This window comes from Bradyrhizobium sp. LCT2 (assembly GCF_009931255.1).
Lineage (GTDB): Bacteria > Pseudomonadota > Alphaproteobacteria > Rhizobiales > Xanthobacteraceae > Bradyrhizobium > Bradyrhizobium diazoefficiens.
The window spans coordinates 6,303,499-6,322,042 of record NZ_CP034432.1 but is presented as its reverse complement, the minus strand read 5'-3'; the positions used below and the strand labels follow the sequence as shown (position 1 = coordinate 6,322,042).

Sequence of the window (18,544 nt, the reverse complement as noted above, 5' to 3'; positions counted from 1 at the left end):
GTCCCGTCGACCTATTACAGGCCTTCTCCACCAAGTCTCCATCAATTCTCCATGGTCGATCGACCGTTGCCAGCGATGACGCGGCATACCGGCCCTGCCCGGCGGGCTGGTGGAAGCCGAAGCCGCTCTTGGATCGCCGCGACGCTCTGTAAGGACCATTTCGCATGCGCATCGACCCTGTTCGCACCGCCATTTACGGACTTCCGGTGGTTTTGGCTATTACGCTCGTCTTCGCTATTGCGCTCGTTTTCGCGCGCGACGTCGCGGCAGGACGCACCATGCCGAGAACCGGTCCCTTTGGAGCCTGGCTGACTCAGGCGGGCGACGCCAAGGTGGTGGTGAAGCCCTGCGGCGCGGCAATATGCGGCAAGGTCGTGTGGCTGAAGCAGCCGATCGATAGCGCAACAGGCAAACCTCAGACAGACGACAAGAACCCGGATCCGTCTCTCAGAACGCATCGCATCGTGGGGCTTCAGCTCTTCCTCGATATGCTGCCCTCCACATCGAACTCATGGTCGGGGCGAGTCTATAACGCGGATGACGGCAAGAGCTACGCCAGCACAGTTACCCTGCTTGATGCAGCACGACTGGAAGTGCGGGGGTGCGCCGGTTCGTTGTGTGGGAGCGAAATATGGACTCGGGCTGCGCGATAGCCCCGGCATTTAGATGTGAGGTCGCATCATCGCCTGCGACGTCTTCCACAACAGTGGCTTCAGCGTGAAGTCCTCCACCAAATCCCAACTTGGCCTCGACTCTGCGTCAACAGCCGCGAGGCAATGCGCAGGGAGCGAGACGGTGGCCGGGCCGCAGCCCACCTGGCGTGCCACTTCGATACTTTCCATTGGAGAAACTATGAAAAATCGCCCCATTGTCTATGCAACCACGCTGCTCCTGATCGCCTTTGCTGGCGAGGGCCATGCCGGAACAAACGACGGATATTCCGGCGTGAATCTCAACGTGCGGTCCGGACCGAGTGTTCGATTTCAAGCGGTCGGGAGGTTGATGGCCGGTTCATCGCTGACGATTCACGGATGCCTGGCACGCTATACTTGGTGCGACGTGAGCGCATCTGGTGTTCGCGGCTGGGCGTCGGGAGCGCATGTTCAGTTCGTTCACGAAGCGCGCCGCGTCTACGTTCCTGCCTGCGCGGCGCAGGCGGAAATCTCCGTCGTAACGTTTAACCTCAGCAGCTATTGGCGTGACTACTATCGTGACTATGGCTTCTACGGCGAAGCCGACCGTTGGAACGACCATCGCTGGGAGGACGACGGCAATCCGCCCGGTTGGCGCGACAATTGGGATGATGACCATGTCGACCCCGAAAATGAGCCCGCGCCGGACAACCACTAGGCGGCTCGATACGCCCATCATCGTCATCTGGAGCGCGTACTCATGAATCGGACCGGAAGGTATGTCCGTAACTGATCGATCTCCTGGGTCTCATCGGCGTGCAACCACCCGTCATTCATTCAATGAAAGGCCCATCCATGAGTGACCTCCTCGTCCGCCTCTACGATCTTCCCGACGTTCGGACCGAGGAGAAGATCGCTTCCCACGGGATCACGGTTCGTCGCGCGATGGCTGCGGAGGCGCATATCGTGCTTCCCTGGATTGAGAGGCATTTCTACAATCCCTGGGTGAGCGAAGCGACACGCGCCTTCACGCGCTCCCCGGTCATGGTCTGGATCGCTGTGCGGCATAACGAGTTGCTGGGCTTCGCCTGCGCCGACTGCTCCATGCGCGGCTTCTTTGGTCCGACGGGAGTAGCGAAGGCTGCTCGTGGGCAGGGCATTGGCGAGGCGCTCCTCTTCACCACCCTGCGCGGCATGCGTGAGGCGGAATATGCCTATGCGGTCATCGGTGGCGTTGGGCCCTTGGCATTTTACCGAAAGCACCTCGACGCGATCGATATCCCGGGCTCCGAAGAAAGCATCTACGGTCCGATGCTGCACGACGACAAAGGGCGAGATTTCGACGACTTTTAGAGCGGCCAGCGCCGCACCGGAAGGAAGAAAGACGTTGCCTTCGTGAAGCGCGCCCGTGCGAACGTTCCGGACCACGCGTGGCTTGGACGCTCCGTTGCGATCGATATTGCGCTCCATTTCGAGCGGCCATTCTTCTCCGTCCTAGCTACAAACTTGATCCAAAACTAGGCCGCCGCACCGTGCCGCAGGAAATTGCCGACGACCTCGCCAAGCACGGCATTGTCTTGGACGTGGACACCGTGCGGAACTGGTTGAAGTAAGCAGCGGACTTACTGCCAGGGCGAATAGTTGGCATTACGCTCCGAATATACGCGATGAGGATGCGCTCCATCGAAGATCGCGATTAACCCGCCTTTAGGCCAGATGGAAATCGTGGTAGCTGACCAACGTTCCGGTCGTCTTGTCCGCCTCGATCTGGAAGCCGGTGGGATCAAACGTACCCAACAAAGCGATGTTGGCGGTATGGGCTCCGTCGGTGATGCTCAGAGTCCCGCCGCTGCTGTCCGCGTTGGGGGTGTAGTTCAGCGTCGGCGCGCTAGCGAAGTTGAAGTCGAGAAGATCAATATGATCGTCTGCGGTCATCCCGGACACGGTCCCTGAGAAGTTGAAGGAATCGCCAAGGATGAGGGTTCCGGTTGCGCCTGCAGCAAACGTGGTATTTTCCGCCGAAGCATGTGCAAACGCCAACGTCGCGGTCCCACTGATCAGCGCTGAACCGTTGCCGCTGACGTTGCCGTCGATCGTGACGTCGCCGTCGTTGGCCCACAACACGCCCGTATTGATGACATCGCTGTGGATGACAAGCCCGCCGGCGCCGGTTGCCTCGAAGGTTCCGGAGTTGGTGATGGCGTTGGTCCCGGTATCAATGTCGAGAGAATTGGTGCCGGTAGCGATAATGGTACCCTCATTGACGAGGGTCATCACTCCATCCCCAAGGTGTCCCGCGCCGGCGATGGTGTTGTCGACGTTCGTGAGCGTGACGTCCGCGACCGTTCCGGTGATCACGTTCTCGCTGCTGTCGGTAAGTTCAACATGGCCGCCGCCATGCAGGGTGATGCCAAGCTCGATCAACTGCAGATCGGCCTCGTTTCCGGTTGAGTTCAACTCAATGGTGCCGGTGTTGTCGATGATGCCGGATAGCGGCAGGATCGCCCCGTCGCTGATCACCATGTGGCCTGGATTCTCGGTGACCGGCGTGTGATCGAAGACGAAGTCATCAGCAGTGAGCGAAGACGCATCGACCCCGTTCAGTGTGATCGACTGGCCATCGGCGAGCGTGATCACTGCATCCCCGGCAGCATCGTTGGCCATGTGCGCCTGGATGTCGCCAAAACCGGTGAAGTTGGCGTAGCCGATCAGATCGATCTGATCCGAGGCAGCGTCGAAGCTGTAGATCACGTCATGCCCGATCGGCTGGGAGAACACGAACAAGTCGTCGCCGGTGGAGCCGGTCAGGTTGTCGTCGCCTGAGAGCGCGAAGATTGGGGAGCCTTGTCCATAGGCTTCGACGTTGTCGGCGATCATGGCCAACCCGGTGCCGCCCGTAGAATCCGTCCAAGTTTGCGATATATGCAGCGACACCGCGCCCGCGTAATCATCAAGCGTGGTGATAGTGAGTGCGGTGACATCGTTTGTCTGCACCGACCAGGTCCCATCGCCGTTGTCGGTGCCCTCGCTCAGCGTCCAACCCGCCGGAATGCCACTGACGCTGACGCTGACCGTGCCAACGTGATCCACCGGGTTTGTCAGTCCAAGGTTGATGGCTTCGCCGGCAATGCCTGCGGGAGCGAGATGTGCCTGACTGATGTTGGTCAGGGTGACCCCTACGAGATCGACCAGGATGTCGTTAGCGGCGTTCGGAGTTGTGCCGACCTGCTCAAAGACATAGCTATGGGCAGTTCCGGCGATGTTCGCGACAAAAGCAACCGCTGCGCCGGTGCCGGTGGCTATATCGTTGTTGTGAAGGTACTGTACGACGGCTGCGACGTTAGCGGTGGACGTCAGGGTTAGTGCTGACGCAAAGGCATTGGCATCATCGAATGTGATGACGCCGTTCGTGATGGCATGCGATTTCACCGTCTGACCGGAAATGGTCAACGTGGAGTCAGTACCGTTAGTGCCGGCAGTATTGGCCGTCACGTTGGTGACCGGCAGATCAAGGATGTCGTTGGTGCCGGTCGTGGCGAAGTCGTTGATCGCGTCATAGCCGGAAATCGTGCCGGCATCCCCGGAGCCCCCAACGGTGCCGAGAGATTGTCCGCTGTTAATGACAAACGTGTCGCTACCGGCTCCGCCGGTCATTGTATCAGCGCCGCTGCCTCCAGTAATGCTGTCGGCGCCGGAGCCGCCGGCAAGCGTGTCATTTCCGGAGCCGCCGATCAGCGTGTCATTCTGTGCTGAACCGGTGATGGCCGCCGCTGCGCCGGTGTTGGTGACTGTAAAGCCGTTGGCGCCGGTCGCCGCGCTCAAGTCAACGGCAAAGCCGTTGCTGCTCAGGTTTGCCGTACCAGCGTTGCTGGTCGATGACGTGGCCGTAAAGGCTGCAGTGACGGTAGCGTTGGCCGTGGCCCCTGCGCTTATGACAAGGACATCATTCCCTGAAAGATCGGTGACGCTGTCAGTGCCAGAATTGACGTTGAACGTGTCGTTGCCAGCACCACCGGTAAGGGTGTCGTTACCCAAGCCGCCGGTGAGGGTGTCGTCGCCGGAACCAGTCTTGAGAGTGTCGTCACTGTCTCCGCCGATAACAATGAAAGCTCCGGACGTGACTGCGCTTGCATCCAAATTGAGCTTTCCATTGCCACCGATACCAGTCGCGTCGACGGTCAGTGCCCCATTATTTTGGAAAGTCGAAAGGAACGTTACGTTGTCGGTATGATTTCCGCTGTTGGTGTCGACCAGTTTGAAAACTTCAAAATTTGTGAGAAAGAGGTTTCCCACGCCATTCCCAAATGTGAATGGTCCAGGGGAGCCGCCGGTGACGATGAGCGTGTCCGTGCCGGTTCCGCCGGTGATGCTATCTGTACCGTTCAAGGTCAGATTGGTTGCATTTACCGTGTTCGTGCCGCTGGCGTAGAAGATGACGTCGGTCGAACTCGTCGTCAGCGTACCCGGGTTAGGGCTGTCCTGATTGATGGTAACGGTGTCGCTATCGCTCAATCCACCCTGATCCGTCGTCGTGATCGTCAAAGTATCGGCGCCGACGAAAGTGTCGGTTGGATTGTAGAGAAGACCATTCAAGGCGTTGTTGATGTTCGCCGCCGTGCCGGAGAAGGTCATGGTCGCGTCGGTCGTACCGTCGCCGGTGGTGAACGAGAGGCCGGTGGTGCCCGATAGCGTCAGCGTGCCGTGCGCGACCGACAGCGTCACTGTCTCGGTCCCAGCGCCTACGTCAACGTCCGAGATTGAGATGAGTTTGGCGCCATTGAATGTCACGTTGGTATTTTGTACCACCTCCTGCGTACCGGGCACCGTATTCACCGGCGCATCGTTGGCGCCGTTGATGGTGACCGTGAGCACCGCGGTGTCGGTGAGATTGCCCGGGTCCTTTACGGCATAATTGAAGCTGTCGGTAATGGTCTGGCCGCTGTTGAGCGCCTGCACCGCCGAGTCGCTGTCATTCACAACATAGGTGTAGGAGCCGTTGGCGTTGAGCGTCAGCGTGCCGTGTGCACCCACTAGGCTGGAGCCTAGCGTGCCGGCCGTGCCGGAGCCTTCGACCGCCCCAGTGCGGATCGCCGATACCACCAGAGATGCGTTGGTGTTGTCGACGTCTGTATCGTTGGTCAGCACGTTGCCGGTCGCGTTCGAGCCCGCGGTGCCATTGCCGGTGCCGCCCGCGTCGGTGGCCGAGCCGGTGTCGTTGACGCCCACCGGCGCATCGTTGACCGGCGTCACATTGATCGTGTCGGTCACGGCCACGCTGTTGGCGGTCCCGTCATTGGTGATGATGGTGACCGTGCGGGCCAGGCCCGACGGGTTATCGCTGGTGTTGAGGTAGGTCACCGAGTCCAGCGCGGTCTGGTAGTTCGCGACGCTGGATGAACCGGTCAAGGTGAGCGTCCCAGTCGCCGCGTTGAACGATCCGGTGATGCCGTTCTGGTTGGTAAAGCCCAGCACATCCTGGCCGTTGACGTAGTTGCCGGTGATCTGCACCGTCGCCGAGGCCAGATTGGCATTGTCGACGTCGGACAGCGTCAGCGCCGGGTCGATCGCGGTGGCGGCCTGGTTTTCCGTGTAGTTCAGCGTATGACCAGCGACGCCCACCGGCGCATCATTGACCGGCGTCACGTTGATCGCGTCGGTCACGGCCACGCTGTTGGCGGTCCCGTCATTGGTGATGATGGTGACCGTGCGGGCCACGCCCGACGGGTTGTCACTGGTGTTGAGGTAGGTCACCGAGTCCAGCGCGGTCTGGTAGGTCGCGACGCTGGATGAACCGGTCAAGGTGAGCGTCCCGGTCGCCGCGTTGAACGATCCGGTGATGCCGTTCTGGTTGGTAAAGCCCAGCACATCCTGGCCGTTGACGTAGTTGCCGGTGATCTGCACCGTCGCCGAGGCCAGATTGGCATTGTCGACGTCGGACAGCGTCAGCGCCGGGTCGATCGCGGTGGCGGCCTGGTTTTCCGTGTAGTTCAGCGTATGACCAGCGACGCCCACCGGCGCATCATTGACCGGCGTCATGTTGATCGCGTCGGTCACGGCCACGCTGTTGGCGGTCCCGTCATTGGTGATGATGGTGACCGTGCGGGCCACGCCCGACGGGTTGTCACTGGTGTTGAGGTAGGTCACCGAGTCCAGCGCGGTCTGGTAGGTCGCGACGCTGGATGAACCGGTCAAGGTGAGCGTCCCGGTCGCCGCGTTGAACGATCCGGTGATGCCGTTCTGGTTGGTGAAGCCCAGCACGTCCTGGCCGGTGACGTAGTTGCCGGTGATCTGCACCGTCGCCGAGGACAGATTGACACTGTCGACGTCGGACAGCGTCAGCGCCGGGTCGATCGCGGTGGCGGCCTGGTTTTCCGTGTAGTTCAGCGTATGACCAGCGACGACCACTGGCGCATCGTTGACCGGCGTCACCGCCACTGTCGAAGTCACAATGTTGCTGGCGTGGTTTGCCGTCTGGCCGTCATCAACCTGATAGCTGATGGTGCGGGTCGTACCCGACGGGTTGTCGCTCGAATTGAAGTATGTCACCGACTCCAGCGCCGCCTGGTACTGGGCGACAGTCGCAGAACCGGTCAGCGTCAGCACGCCGGTCGATGCGTTGTAGCTGCCTGTGATGCCGTTCTGATTGCTGAAGCCGAGCACATCCTGGCCGGACGTGAAGTTGGCCGTGATCGACACCGTCGCCCCGGTCAGATTCGCACTATCGACATCCGACGCCGTCAGTACGGTGTCGATCGCCGTCGCCGCCTGGTTCTCGGTGTAAGGCAGCGATCCACCATTGGCGTTCAGCACCGGGGCGTCGTTGGTGCCGGTCAGCGTGATGGTCAGCGTCGAGGGGGCGCTGGCGCCGTGCTCGTCGGTGACGGTGTAGTTCGCCACCACGTCGGTGGTGGCGCCCTGCGCCAGGTGCTGGTAGGCGGCATTGGCCGCGTCAAGGCTGTAGCTGCCGTCCGGGTTCAGCGTCAGGCCAGCCACCGCCGCATCGAGGCTGTAGCTCAGAGTGGCGCCATCATCGACGTCGCTGTCGTTGCTCGCGACCGTGCCGGTGATGGTGCTGTCTTCCAGGCCGCTGTTGGTATCCGCCACCGCAACCGGGGCGTCGTTGGTGCCGGTCAGCGTGATGGTCAGCGTCGAGCTCGAGGTCGCGCCGTGCTCGTCGGTGACGGTGTAGTTCGCCACCACGTCGGTGGTGGCGCCCTGCGCCAGATGCTGGTAGGCCGCATTGGCGGCATCGAAGCTGTAGCTGCCGTCCGCGTTGATCGTCAGGCCGGCGACCGCGCTGGTCTGCGCGTAGGTCAGGATCGCGCCGTCATCGACGTCGCTGTCATTGCTCGCGACCGTGCCGGTGATGGTGCTGTCTTCCAGGCCGCTGTCGGTGTCCGCCACCGCGACCGGGGCGTCGTTGGTGCCGCTCAGCGTGATGGTCAGCGACGAGTTCGAGGTCGCGCCGTGCTCGTCCGTGACCGTGTAGTTCGCCACCACGTCGGTGGTGGCGCCCTGCGCCAGATGCTGGTAGGCCGCGTTGCCGGCATCGAGGCTGTAGCTGCCGTCCGCGTTGATCGTCAGGCCGGCGACCGCGCTGGTCTGCGCGTAGGTCAGGACCGCGCCGTCATCGATGTCGCTGTCATTGCTCGCGACGGTGCCGGTGATGGTGCTGTCCTCACTGCCGCTGTTGGTATCGGCTACCGCGACCGGAGCATCGTTGGTGCCGGTCAGCGTGATGGTCAGCGTCGAGCTCGAGGTCGCGCCGTGCTCGTCGGTGACGGTGTAGTTCGCTACCACGTCGGTGGTGGCGCCCTGCGCCAGGTGCTGGTAGGCCGCATTGCCGGCATCGAGGCTGTAGCTGCCGTCCGGGTTCAGCGTCAGGCCGGCGACTGCCGCATCGAGGCTGTAGCTCAGAGTGGCGCCGTCATCGACGTCGCTGTCGTTGCTCGCGACCGTGCCGGTGATGGTGCTGTCTTCCAGACCGCTGTTGGTATCCGCCACCGCGACCGGGGCGTCGTTGGTGCCGGTCAGCGTGATGGTCAGCGTCGAGTTCGAGGTCGCGCCGTGCTCGTCGGTGACGGTGTAGTTCGCCACCACGTCGGTGGTGGCGCCCTGCGCCAGGTGCTGGTAGGCCGCATTGCCGGCATCGAGGCTGTAGCTGCCGTCCGGGTTCAGCGTCAGGCCGGCGACTGCCGCATCGAGGCTGTAGCTCAGAGTGGCGCCGTCATCGACGTCGCTGTCGTTGCTCGCGACCGTGCCGGTGATGGTGCTGTCTTCCAGACCGCTGTTGGTATCCGCCACCGCGACCGGGGCGTCGTTGGTGCCGGTCAGCGTGATGGTCAGCGACGAGTTCGAGGTCGCGCCGTGCTCGTCGGTGACGGTGTAGTTCGCCACCACGTCGGTGGTGGCGCCCTGCGCCAGATGCTGGTAGGCCGCGTTGCCGGCATCGAGGCTGTAGCTGCCGTCCGGGTTCAGTGCCAGGCCGGCGACCGCGCTGGTCTGCGCGTAGGTCAGGACCGCGCCGTCATCGACGTCGCTGTCATTGCTCGCGACGGTGCCGGTGATGGTGCTGTCTTCCAGGCCGCTGTCGGTGTCCGCCACCGCGACCGGGGCGTCGTTGGTGCCGCTCAGCGTGATGGTCAGCGACGAGTTCGAGGTCGCGCCGTGCTCGTCGGTGACGGTGTAGTTCGCCACCACGTCGGTGGTGGCGCCCTGCGCCAGATGCTGGTAGGCGGCATTGCCGGCATCGAGGCTGTAGCTGCCGTCCGGGTTCAGTGCCAGGCCGGTCACCGCCGCATCGAGGCTGTAGCTCAGAATGGCGCCGTCATCGACGTCGCTGTCATTGCTCGCGACGGTGCCGGTGATGGTGCTGTCTTCCAGGCCGCTGTCGGTGTCCGCCACCGCGACCGGGGCGTCGTTGGTGCCGCTCAGCGTGATGGTCAGCGACGAGTTCGAGGTCGCGCCGTGCTCGTCGGTGACCGTGTAGTTCGCCACCACGTCGGTGGTGGCGCCCTGCGCCAGATGCTGGTAGGCCGCGTTGCCGGCATCGAGGCTGTAGCTGCCGTCCGGGTTCAGCGTCAGGCCGGCGACTGCCGCATCGAGGCTGTAGCTCAGAGTGGCGCCGTCATCGATGTCGCTGTCATTGCTCGCGACGGTGCCGGTGATGGTGCTGTCTTCCAGACCGCTGTTGGTGTCGGCCACCGCGACCGGCGCATCGTTGGTGCCGGTGATGTCGATCGTGACCTGCTGGGTGGCGAGGCCGCCATGGTGGTCGTCGACCTCGACCGTAAAGCTGTCGGCGAGATGCTCGCCGGCGGCGAGCGCGTCGACGGCGCCGCTGTCGAGCACGGTGTAATGCCAGGTGCCATCGGGGTCGACGGTGGCGGTGCCATGGGCGGCGGCGACGCTGACCGAGAGCGTGTGGGTGTCGCTGGCATCGACGTCGGAGAAGCTGACCTGGCCGATGGCGGTCTGGGCCGCGGCCGGGAGGTCGTCGCCTTCCGACACAGTGCCGGACTGCGCCGACGAGGTGATGACCGGCGCATCGTTGGTGCCGGTGATGTCGATCGTGACCTGCTGCGTGGCGAGACCGCCATGGTGGTCGTCGACCTCGACCGTAAAACTGTCGGCGAGATGCTCGCCGACGGCGAGCGCATCGACCGCGCCGCTGTCGAGCACAGTGTAATGCCAGGTGCCGTCGGGATCGACGGTGGCGGTGCCGTGGGCGGCGGCGACGCTGACCGACAGCGTGTGGGTGTCGCTAGCATCGACGTCGGAGAAGCTGACCTGGCCGGTGGCGGTCTGGGCCACGGCCGGGAGGTCGTCGCCTTCGGACGCGGTGCCGGACTGCGCAGCGCTGGTGATCATCGGCGCGTCATTGGTGCCGGTGATGTCGATCGACACGACCTGGGTGGCGAGACCGCCATGGTGGTCGTCGACCTCGACCGTAAAGCTGTCGGCGAGATGCTCGCCGGCGGCGAGCGCGTCGACGGCGCCGCTGTCGAGCACGGTGTAATGCCAGGTGCCATCGGGGTCGACGGTGGCGGTGCCATGGGCGGCGGCGACGCTGACCGAGAGCGTGTGGGTGTCGCTGGCATCGACGTCGGAGAAGCTGACCTGGCCGGTGGCGGTCTGCGCTGCGGCCGGGAGGTCGTCGCCTTCGGACACGGTGCCGGACTGCGCAGCGCTGGTGATCATCGGCGCGTCATTGGTGCCGGTGATGTCGATCGACACGACCTGGGTGGCGAGACCGCCATGGTGGTCGTCGACCTCGACCGTAAAGCTGTCGGCGAGATGCTCGCCGGCGGCGAGCGCGTCGACGGCGCCGCTGTCGAGCACGGTGTAATGCCAGGTGCCGTCGGGATCGACGGTGGCGGTGCCGTGGGCGGCAGCGACGCTGACCGAGTGGGTGTGGGTGTCGCTGGCATCGACGTCGGAGAAGGTGACGTGGCCGGTTGCGGTGTGCGCTGCGGCCGGGAGGTCGTCGCCTTCCGACACGGTGCCGGACTGCGTGGCGCTGGTGATCACCGGGGCGTCATTGGTGCCGACAATCGTCACTGTCACGGTCTGCACCGCGGTGCCACCGTGGCCGTCCGAGATCGTCACGTCGTACTTCTGAGTCAGCGTTTGGCCAGCCTGCAGATAATCGACGGCGCCGTCGGCGATCGAGAAGCTCCAGCCGATCGCGCCGCCATTGCCGGTGTCGTGGTTGGTGGTATCGAGCGTGAAACTGCCGAGGTAGCCGCCGCCCTGCGGCGCGAAGCTCGCGGTATGGCTGTCGAGCGTGTCGACGTCGGTGAAGGCCACGGCGCCGGAGGCGGTATGCGGTGTGTTGGCCGCCTCGGCCGCCGACATATCCGCACACTCCGTCGCCAGGCCGCTCTGCGCCGACGAGATAATCGCCGGCGCATCGTTGGTGCCGACAATCGTCACTGTCACGGTCTGCACCGCGGTGCCACCGTGGCCATCCGAGATCGTCACGTCGTATTTCTGGGTCAGGGTTTGGCCGGCCTGCAGATAATCGATGGCGCCGTCGGCAACCGAGAAGCTCCAGCCGATCGAGCCGCCATTGCCGGTATCGTGGTTGGTGGTATTGAGCGTGAAGCTGCCGAGATAGCCGCCGCCCTGGGGAGCGAAGCTCGCAGTGTGGCTGTCGAGCGTGTCGACGTCGGTGAAGGTCACCGCGCCGGAGGCGGTATGCGGCGTGTTGGACCCTTCGGCCGCCGACAAATCCGCCCACTCCGCCGCCAGGCCGCTCTGCGCCGACGAGGTGATCACCGGCGCATCATTGGTGCCGGTAACCGTGATGGTCAGGTTGGCAGTGCACGAGCCGCCATGATTGTCGGAATTGGTGTAGCTGAAAGTGTCGTAAACCAGCTGGTCTGCCGCTAACGCTTGCACATTGGCCTGGGCATTGTTGAGCGTATAGGTGTACGTGCCATCGGAGTTGAGGTGCAGCGTGCCGTAGGTGCCGACCACATCAGCACCGACCTTGGTGGCAGAGCCGTTGATGGCCGTGACGCTATGACTGTCGTGCGTATCGGCGTCGGTATCGTTGATGAGTACGTTGCCGCTGACTGAATTCGGCGCGGTGTCTTCCTTCACCGCACTTGTGTCGGCCGCTGCAACGGGGCCATCGTTGACCCCGGCAATTCTCACTGTGGCGGTCGCCCAGCTCAGCGTCCCATTGCCAAGTCGGATAGCGTAAATGAATGAATCTGTAAAAAAATCCCCTGCTGACAGGGCAGCGACTTGAGCGCTTAATGCTGACGCGTCATACCCGACTTTACCATCCGCCGTGATCCAGATTTTTGCGCCATTCAAGCTTGTATCGCTGCTGGTGGCTTCGACGCGCGCGGTATCCTGAGTCAGCAAATCAGCCGCACTATAGCCGCTCATGGCGCCGCTGTTATTAATGCCGTTGTCGATGGAAAAGAGGGTCTTGGCATTGCCCCCAAGGTCATTTCCCATGACATCGAAAAAGACAGGCTGAAGGTTATCCTCCGTCAGCGAAATGGATACACCGGCGGCGGTCAGGCCACTCGTAAAAATATCGTTCGTCGCTTGAAGTGTGTTGGAGAATGAAGTGGTGCTGCCGCCGCCGGTTGCCTGAGTAGCCATGTCTTCGACCTCAAAACGCGTAGAATATGAAAGTCATTTGGGAGCAACCCGAACACGGGTGAGCAACGTGACGGATTCGGGCGACCTTGAAGCGGCCCAGAACTCGGCAGTCGTGTCCTGACGAGGAGATTGCGAAGGTGCGCCGTCGCTCGACGAGGTCTGCAGATCGGTTGAATCGATCACCGGAGCCGCCGTCACCCGGGAGGCAATCGCAACTGCCATAGACAGCTCGACCGAAAGATCCGATGGTCGAGATGAACTCGAATTGTCCTTGAGGCGAGAATTAGTTTCAGACCAGCCGGCGGCTCGTAAAGACGTCGAGGTGAATAAGGCGCTGCTCACAACACACTCCACTCTGCCGATGCAGAGCAGGTGCAATCGCATTCGAAGAGCAACTCACAGGAGAGCGCCGGCAATGAGCGCCCGTTCAGCGCCTACGCGCCGCCGCCAGAAGAAACTCTGGCCTGTTGTGAAAAGATCCCGACGCCATTAACTCCTGCCCCGTTCGTGCTCGGCCTCCTGACGACCGCGCACGGCTTATGATTTTCCAATAACGTTTCTTGCTTTAGTAAGGTCCCTTCAGAGATCGAACCCGACAGTCGCCCGCGGCACAGGGGCGTTCGCACGTATGGATCAGCGTAAGAATCCCAATCTGGCTGGAAAACGCTGTGCGCATCCCCGCGTCGGCGATTCGTTTGAAATGTGAGACGAGCAATCGCGCAGCTCCTGCTTCTCGTACATCGCGATGCTCGCTAGGAATCTCGGTCGGGGCAACGGCCCAAGAGGGGTACTCCGTCGGGACCACGTAACACTACGGTTGCGCATGCTGATCGACCGCACCTGCGGCACATTATCGATGACTTCGCAGATCGTTAATTGGCGCTTCTTTGCCGCCCGGGGTCAGCAAGACTAAGTGCCGGCTTCTTAGTCTTGCTCAGTCTAAGCATGGCATCCGGCCCCAAGGCTTTCGCTTCCCGGTCAACGAGGAGCTGGCCGCGGAGTTCGGCGTGTCACGCGTCACGATCCGGCAGGCCGTCGAGCTGCTTTCAGCCGACGGCGTCATCGAGGCGCAGCAGGGCCGCAGCAGGCGCGGTGCGGCAGGACCGCTGGCTCAAGGTCGAAACTACGCTGTCGGTTTTCGCCGATATGTACCGCGACACCTCGCTGGAGATCGTCAACATCTCGGCGAGGCACAGCGACGCGCCGGTGTCTCCCGAGGACGGCAACGGCCGACTTCATGCGCCGGCTTCATTCGCCACTCGGTCCGTCGCACCGCGGCCGAAACAGGCCGTCATGCGATCAGTTGCCTAACTTGGCACAAATCGAGCCAAGCCTGACAAGTTGCTAGTGTGTTGCTGTACCTAGCTCAAATCGGCCCATGATCGATTGGAGCGAGAGTTCAAGTTCTTCAATTGCTTGGAAGGCGGCGTATGCACCGGGAGATCAAGAAAAATCTCGACACAGCCAATGTGAGCAGACCTCGTGAGATGAGATTGGGCTGCCTCGGGTCGGCGGATGAGCATGCCCATTGTTTCCGAGGGCAGGGGAGATAGGTGAGTGCTGACGATCAGCACCAGTTGCTGGAAACATGAGGCGCCACCCTCTCATCTCGCTCCGTGCAGCCCCGCTGGTCGAACTCGCTGCACCCATGCTTGAGTTCGATCGCGTTAGCTGCGCTTTGGCGAGGTCGTTTCTGGGGCGAAACAGGTGTGGTCCGCGGCGATGGCAGACTTCGGCCGATGAGGAGACTGCTCACGCTCTTAATCGCTTTGTTGAACGTTCAGTAAAGCCCTTTGCTAAACATGCTTGGCGATGGCCAACTTCTGGCTCGCCGGTTATCCAGGCGGGCTGGATTGCTCCGCGGCGCCAGATCGGCAATCGAAGCTTTTGACAAAATCCAGGCATTTTGCTGCGCTGCGAACATCCCGCTTGCGCGCGCGAACGTCGCGAATCTTTTCGCCAGGCTAGCGACAAACCGGCTTGACGGCTTCCAAAATTTAGTAATACGTTTAGTCCTACAAAAAAACTAAACATCACGCATCGAGCCGATGTGTGGGAGGAGCCCAAGCCCTTCCGGACCCGTTTCCGGAAATGGTTCGTCTCGTTCTCCACTCATCGCTCCTCAAACTCGGTTTCAGGATCTTGGCGTCGTTCCGGCAGGGAGCGCCGAGCGGGTTGGATGCTTCAACGAGAGAGGAAACGGATATGCGGACATTCAATTGGCTAAGAAGCTCGGCGGCAACCACGGTCCTCGGGACGGCGCTGCTGGGGATATTTGGCGGAGGCGAAGCCGCAGCTCAGGGCAAGCAGCTTACGCTGTGCTGGGCGGCATGGGATCCGGCCAATGCGCTGGTCGAGCTCGGCAAGGACTTTACCAAGCAATCCGGCATTGAGATGAAATACGAGTTCGTCCCGTGGACGAGCTATGCCGATCGCTTCCTCAACGAGCTCAACTCCCAAGGCAAGCTCTGCGACCTGATCATCGGCGATAGCCAGTGGATCGGCGGCTCCGCCGAGAACAAGTGGTACGTCAAGCTCAACGATTTCTTCGACAAGGAGAAGATATCGATGGACGACTTCGTCCCGGCGACGGTCGTCGGCTACTCGCAGTGGCCGAAGAACTCGCCGAACTATTGGGCGCTGCCGGCTATGGCCGATGCGGTAGGCTGGACCTACCGCAAGGATTGGTTCTCGCGGCCCGAGATTCAGTCCGCCTTTACGGCAAAGTACGGCCGCGACCTGGCGCCGCCGAAAACCTATGACGAGTTGAAGCAGATTGCGGAGTTCTTCCAGGGCCGCGAGATCGACGGCAAGAAGGTCTATGGCGCCTATATCTTCACCGAGCGCGGCTCGGAAGGCATCACCATGGGCGTGACCAACGTGCTCTACAATTACGGCTTCAGCTACGACAATCCAAAGAAGCCGTATCAGATGCAGGGCGTCGTCAATTCACCCGAGGCGGCCAAGGGGCTCGAGTTCTACAAGGAACTTTACAAGTGCTGCACCGCGCCGGGCATGACCAACGCCTACATGCAGGAGGGGCTCGATGCCTTCAAGTCCGGCCAGGTGGCGATGCAGATGAACTGGTTCGCCTTCTTCCCCGGCCTCTACAAGGATCCGAATGTCGGCGGCGACAAGATCGGATTCTTCGTCAATCCGGCCGGCCCGAATGGACACTTCACGCAGCTTGGTGGACAGGGCATCTCCGTGGTGGCGACCTCCGACCGCAAGGACGACGCGCTCGCCTATATCAAATGGTTCGCGCAGCCCGCTGTGCAGCAGAAATGGTGGCAGCTCGGCGGCTACTCGGCCCTGAAAGCGGTGGTCGATGCGCCCGACTTCCCGAAGAGCGCGGCGTTCGCGCCGCAATTCTTGGAGTCGATGGGAATCGTGAAGGACTTCTGGGCCGAGCCGTCCTACGCGCAACTGCTACTCGACATGCAGAAGCGGGTGCACGATTACGTCGTCGCCGACAAGGGTACCGCGCAGCAGGCGCTCGATCTCCTGGTCAAGGATTGGACCAAGGTCTTCAAGGAGCAGGGCAAGCAGGTCGCGTCGCAATAGGCGCGGCGCTCGCATCAACTGAACCGGTTTCCCCGGGGGGGCCCCCGGGGAAACCGAACCAGCCAGCCGATGGACCAGATGACGACGATCCTTCAACCTGATGATGCTACGATTGCCGGCATGAGCGAGCCCGCCAAATCTCGCGACGCACGGCGCGTGCGCGGCCTTTCCGACCGCACCATTGCGTGGCTGTTCGTTGCGCCGACGATCGCGCTGTTGCTGGCGATCAACATCTTTCCGCTGGTGTGGATGATCCGGCTGTCCTTCACCAGCCTCAACCTCAGCATGTCCTATCTGCCGCTGCGGTTCGTCGGGCTCGACAATTTCACCGACATCCTCACCGACGAGGACGTCTGGTTCCGGCTCCAGACCACGGCGCAATTCGTGATTTGGTCTGTGGCACTACAGGTGGTCATCGGCTATGGCCTGGCGCTGTTGATCAACCGCCAGTTTCGCGGTCACAGCTTCTGGACCACGATCATCCTGCTGCCGATGATGTTGTCGCCGGCGGTGGTCGGCAACTTCTGGACGCTGCTGCTACAGCCGCAGATCGGGCCCTTCAACTACGTGATCAGCCTGTTCACGGGGGTGCCGCCGAGCTCGTTCAGCATGACCGGACAGGTCTCGCTCGCGTCCTGGACCATCGTACTGGTCGACACCTGGATGTGGGCGCCTTACGTCATGCTGATCTGCCTCGCCGGGCTTCGCTCCATTCCCCACTACATCTATGAGGCGGCCGAGGTCGATCGCGCCTCGCCGTGGCGGCAATTCTGGTCGATCACGCTGCCGATGACGGTGCCGTTCCTGATGCTCGCCGTGCTGTTCCGCGCAATCGAGAACTTCAAGATGTTCGACATGGTCAACCTCCTGACGTCGGGAGGCCCGGGATCGACCACGGAGCTCGTGTCGATCACGCTGAAGCGCGCGGCATTCGAGAAATGGCGCACCGGCTATTCCTCTGCGCTCGCCATCATCCTGTTCGTGACCGTGTTCGGTGCCGCCAACATCTACGTCAAAGCGCTCAACAAGGTGAAGCAACGATGACCGCTGCACTCGCCAAGTCAGTCCTGGCCAAGTCCACCGCTCATTCCATCGTCGAAGCCTCGCCGCGTTCGAAGGCCGTGGCAGGTGGCCTCGTCATTCTCTATGCCGTGATCACGATCCTGCCGCTACTCTGGATCGTCGCTACCGCATTCAAGTCGCAGAGCGACGCCATCGCCTATCCGCCCAAGGTGCTCTTCGAGCCGACCCTCGAAGGCTATGTCAACCTTTTCACCGTGCGCACCCGCCAGACGCCGGACTTCATCGCCAAGCTGCCGCCGCCGGAGACGTGGTATGACAAGCTCGTGCGCCAGCGGGACATGGTCATTGCCGGACCATCGAAGGTCGTGCCGCGCTTCGTGAACTCGCTGATCATCGGGTTCGGCTCGACGTTCCTGGCCGTGTTTCTGGGCACGCTCGCGGCCTACGCTTTTTCGCGCTTTCGCATTCCCCTAGCTGACGATCTGCTGTTCTTCATCCTCTCGACGCGAATGATGCCGCCGGTCGCGGTCGCGATCCCGATCTATTTGATGTACCGCCAGCTCAATCTGACCGACACCAGGCTCGGAATGATCCTGCTCTACACCGCCGTGAACGTCTCGCTCGCGGTCTGGCTGCTCAAGGGGTTCATCGACGAGATCCCGCGCGAGTATGAGGAGGCCGCTCTCGTCGACGGCTACACGCGACTCCAGGCCCTGCGCAAGGTGGTATTGCCGCAGGCCGTCACGGGAATTGCGGCAACCGCGATCTTCTGCCTGATCTTCTCGTGGAACGAATACGCCTTCGCGGTTCTCCTGACGAGCGGCGAAGCGCAGACCATGCCGCCATTCATCCCATTCATCATCGGCGAGGGCGGGCAGGATTGGCCGGCGGTGGCTGCCGCGACCACGCTGTTCGTTGTCCCGATCGTCCTGTTCACCGTGTTGTTGCGCAAACACCTGTTGCGCGGCATCACATTCGGAGCTGTGCGCAAATGAGCGGTTCTGCGGTTGCCAAGGGCGGAGTGTCTCGCTGGTTCCGTCGTGGGCCTTGGGAGGCCGGCGCGATGACCCTGATCGGAGGCGGCATCATCATGCTGGTGCAGCCCTGGACGATTGATCTGTACAGCTATTCCTTCGTGACGATCCTCATCGGCACGGTCGGCTACGTGATCGTGAGCCATTTTCCGGAATAGGGCGGTCAAC

Annotated in this window: 9 protein-coding genes; 8 read left to right on the top strand and 1 reads right to left on the bottom strand. The window is 62.1% G+C overall.

Translation table 11 applies throughout. The annotated features are described in order from the left end of the window. The first annotated feature begins 164 nt into the window (after positions 1-164). The 3 genes from EI171_RS30240 to EI171_RS30230 all read left to right on the top strand — a co-directional run bounded on the left by EI171_RS30240 (position 165) and on the right by EI171_RS30230 (position 1,985). Positions 165-653 (top strand): DUF2147 domain-containing protein, encoded by a 489-nt coding sequence (locus tag EI171_RS30240; protein WP_161535491.1) that lies wholly within the window; start codon positions 165-167, stop codon positions 651-653. A gap of 199 nt (positions 654-852) precedes the next feature. Further along, a complete protein-coding gene (locus EI171_RS30235; RefSeq protein WP_161535490.1) occupies positions 853-1,350 on the top strand; it encodes an SH3 domain-containing protein in 498 nt (165 codons plus the stop codon). A gap of 137 nt (positions 1,351-1,487) precedes the next feature. Beyond that, positions 1,488-1,985, top strand: coding sequence for a GNAT family N-acetyltransferase (locus EI171_RS30230; RefSeq protein ID WP_038965933.1), 498 nt, complete (start codon positions 1,488-1,490; stop codon positions 1,983-1,985). Positions 1,986-2,339: 354 nt separating this feature from the next. Here the strand turns inward: EI171_RS30230 and EI171_RS30225 are convergent, their stop codons facing one another. Continuing rightward, on the bottom strand, positions 2,340-12,755 hold the full coding sequence (locus EI171_RS30225) for a VCBS domain-containing protein (protein ID WP_161535489.1): 10,416 nt from the start codon (positions 12,753-12,755) through the stop codon (positions 2,340-2,342). A gap of 1,092 nt (positions 12,756-13,847) precedes the next feature. Here EI171_RS30225 and EI171_RS45895 point away from each other — a divergent pair. The 5 genes from EI171_RS45895 (at position 13,848) to EI171_RS30200 (ending at position 18,534) form a co-directional block, all read left to right on the top strand. Next, entirely contained in the window at positions 13,848-14,066 is a 219-nt protein-coding gene (locus tag EI171_RS45895) for a hypothetical protein (protein WP_028170678.1), read from the top strand. 894 nt (positions 14,067-14,960) lie between these two features. Continuing rightward, entirely contained in the window at positions 14,961-16,319 is a 1,359-nt protein-coding gene (locus EI171_RS30215) for an ABC transporter substrate-binding protein (protein ID WP_028170679.1), read from the top strand. Between the two features lie 69 nt (positions 16,320-16,388). Then, positions 16,389-17,363 (top strand): carbohydrate ABC transporter permease, encoded by a 975-nt coding sequence (locus EI171_RS30210; protein WP_011086349.1) that lies wholly within the window; start codon positions 16,389-16,391, stop codon positions 17,361-17,363. Continuing rightward, positions 17,360-18,337, top strand: coding sequence for a carbohydrate ABC transporter permease (locus EI171_RS30205; protein WP_060911452.1), 978 nt, complete (start codon positions 17,360-17,362; stop codon positions 18,335-18,337). The genes EI171_RS30210 and EI171_RS30205 overlap by 4 nt, the downstream gene beginning before the upstream one ends. Further along, a complete protein-coding gene (locus EI171_RS30200) occupies positions 18,334-18,534 on the top strand; it encodes a hypothetical protein (protein ID WP_011086351.1) in 201 nt (66 codons plus the stop codon). Before EI171_RS30205 ends, EI171_RS30200 begins: the two co-directional genes overlap by 4 nt. Positions 18,535-18,544: the final 10 nt, after the last annotated feature.

Excerpts from the sequence above, each read along its gene's own strand:
- EI171_RS30240 (WP_161535491.1), top strand. The coding sequence starts at position 165 with ATGCGCATCGACCCTGTTCGCACCGCCATTTACGGACTTCCGGTGGTT.
- EI171_RS30235 (WP_161535490.1), top strand. The coding sequence starts at position 853 with ATGAAAAATCGCCCCATTGTCTATGCAACCACGCTGCTCCTGATCGCC.
- EI171_RS30230 (WP_038965933.1), top strand. The coding sequence starts at position 1,488 with ATGAGTGACCTCCTCGTCCGCCTCTACGATCTTCCCGACGTTCGGACC.
- EI171_RS30225 (WP_161535489.1), bottom strand. The coding sequence starts at position 12,755 with ATGGCTACTCAGGCAACCGGCGGCGGCAGCACCACTTCATTCTCCAAC.
- EI171_RS30215 (WP_028170679.1), top strand. The coding sequence starts at position 14,961 with ATGCGGACATTCAATTGGCTAAGAAGCTCGGCGGCAACCACGGTCCTC.
- EI171_RS30210 (WP_011086349.1), top strand. The coding sequence starts at position 16,389 with ATGGACCAGATGACGACGATCCTTCAACCTGATGATGCTACGATTGCC.
- EI171_RS30205 (WP_060911452.1), top strand. The coding sequence starts at position 17,360 with ATGACCGCTGCACTCGCCAAGTCAGTCCTGGCCAAGTCCACCGCTCAT.
- EI171_RS30200 (WP_011086351.1), top strand. The coding sequence starts at position 18,334 with ATGAGCGGTTCTGCGGTTGCCAAGGGCGGAGTGTCTCGCTGGTTCCGT.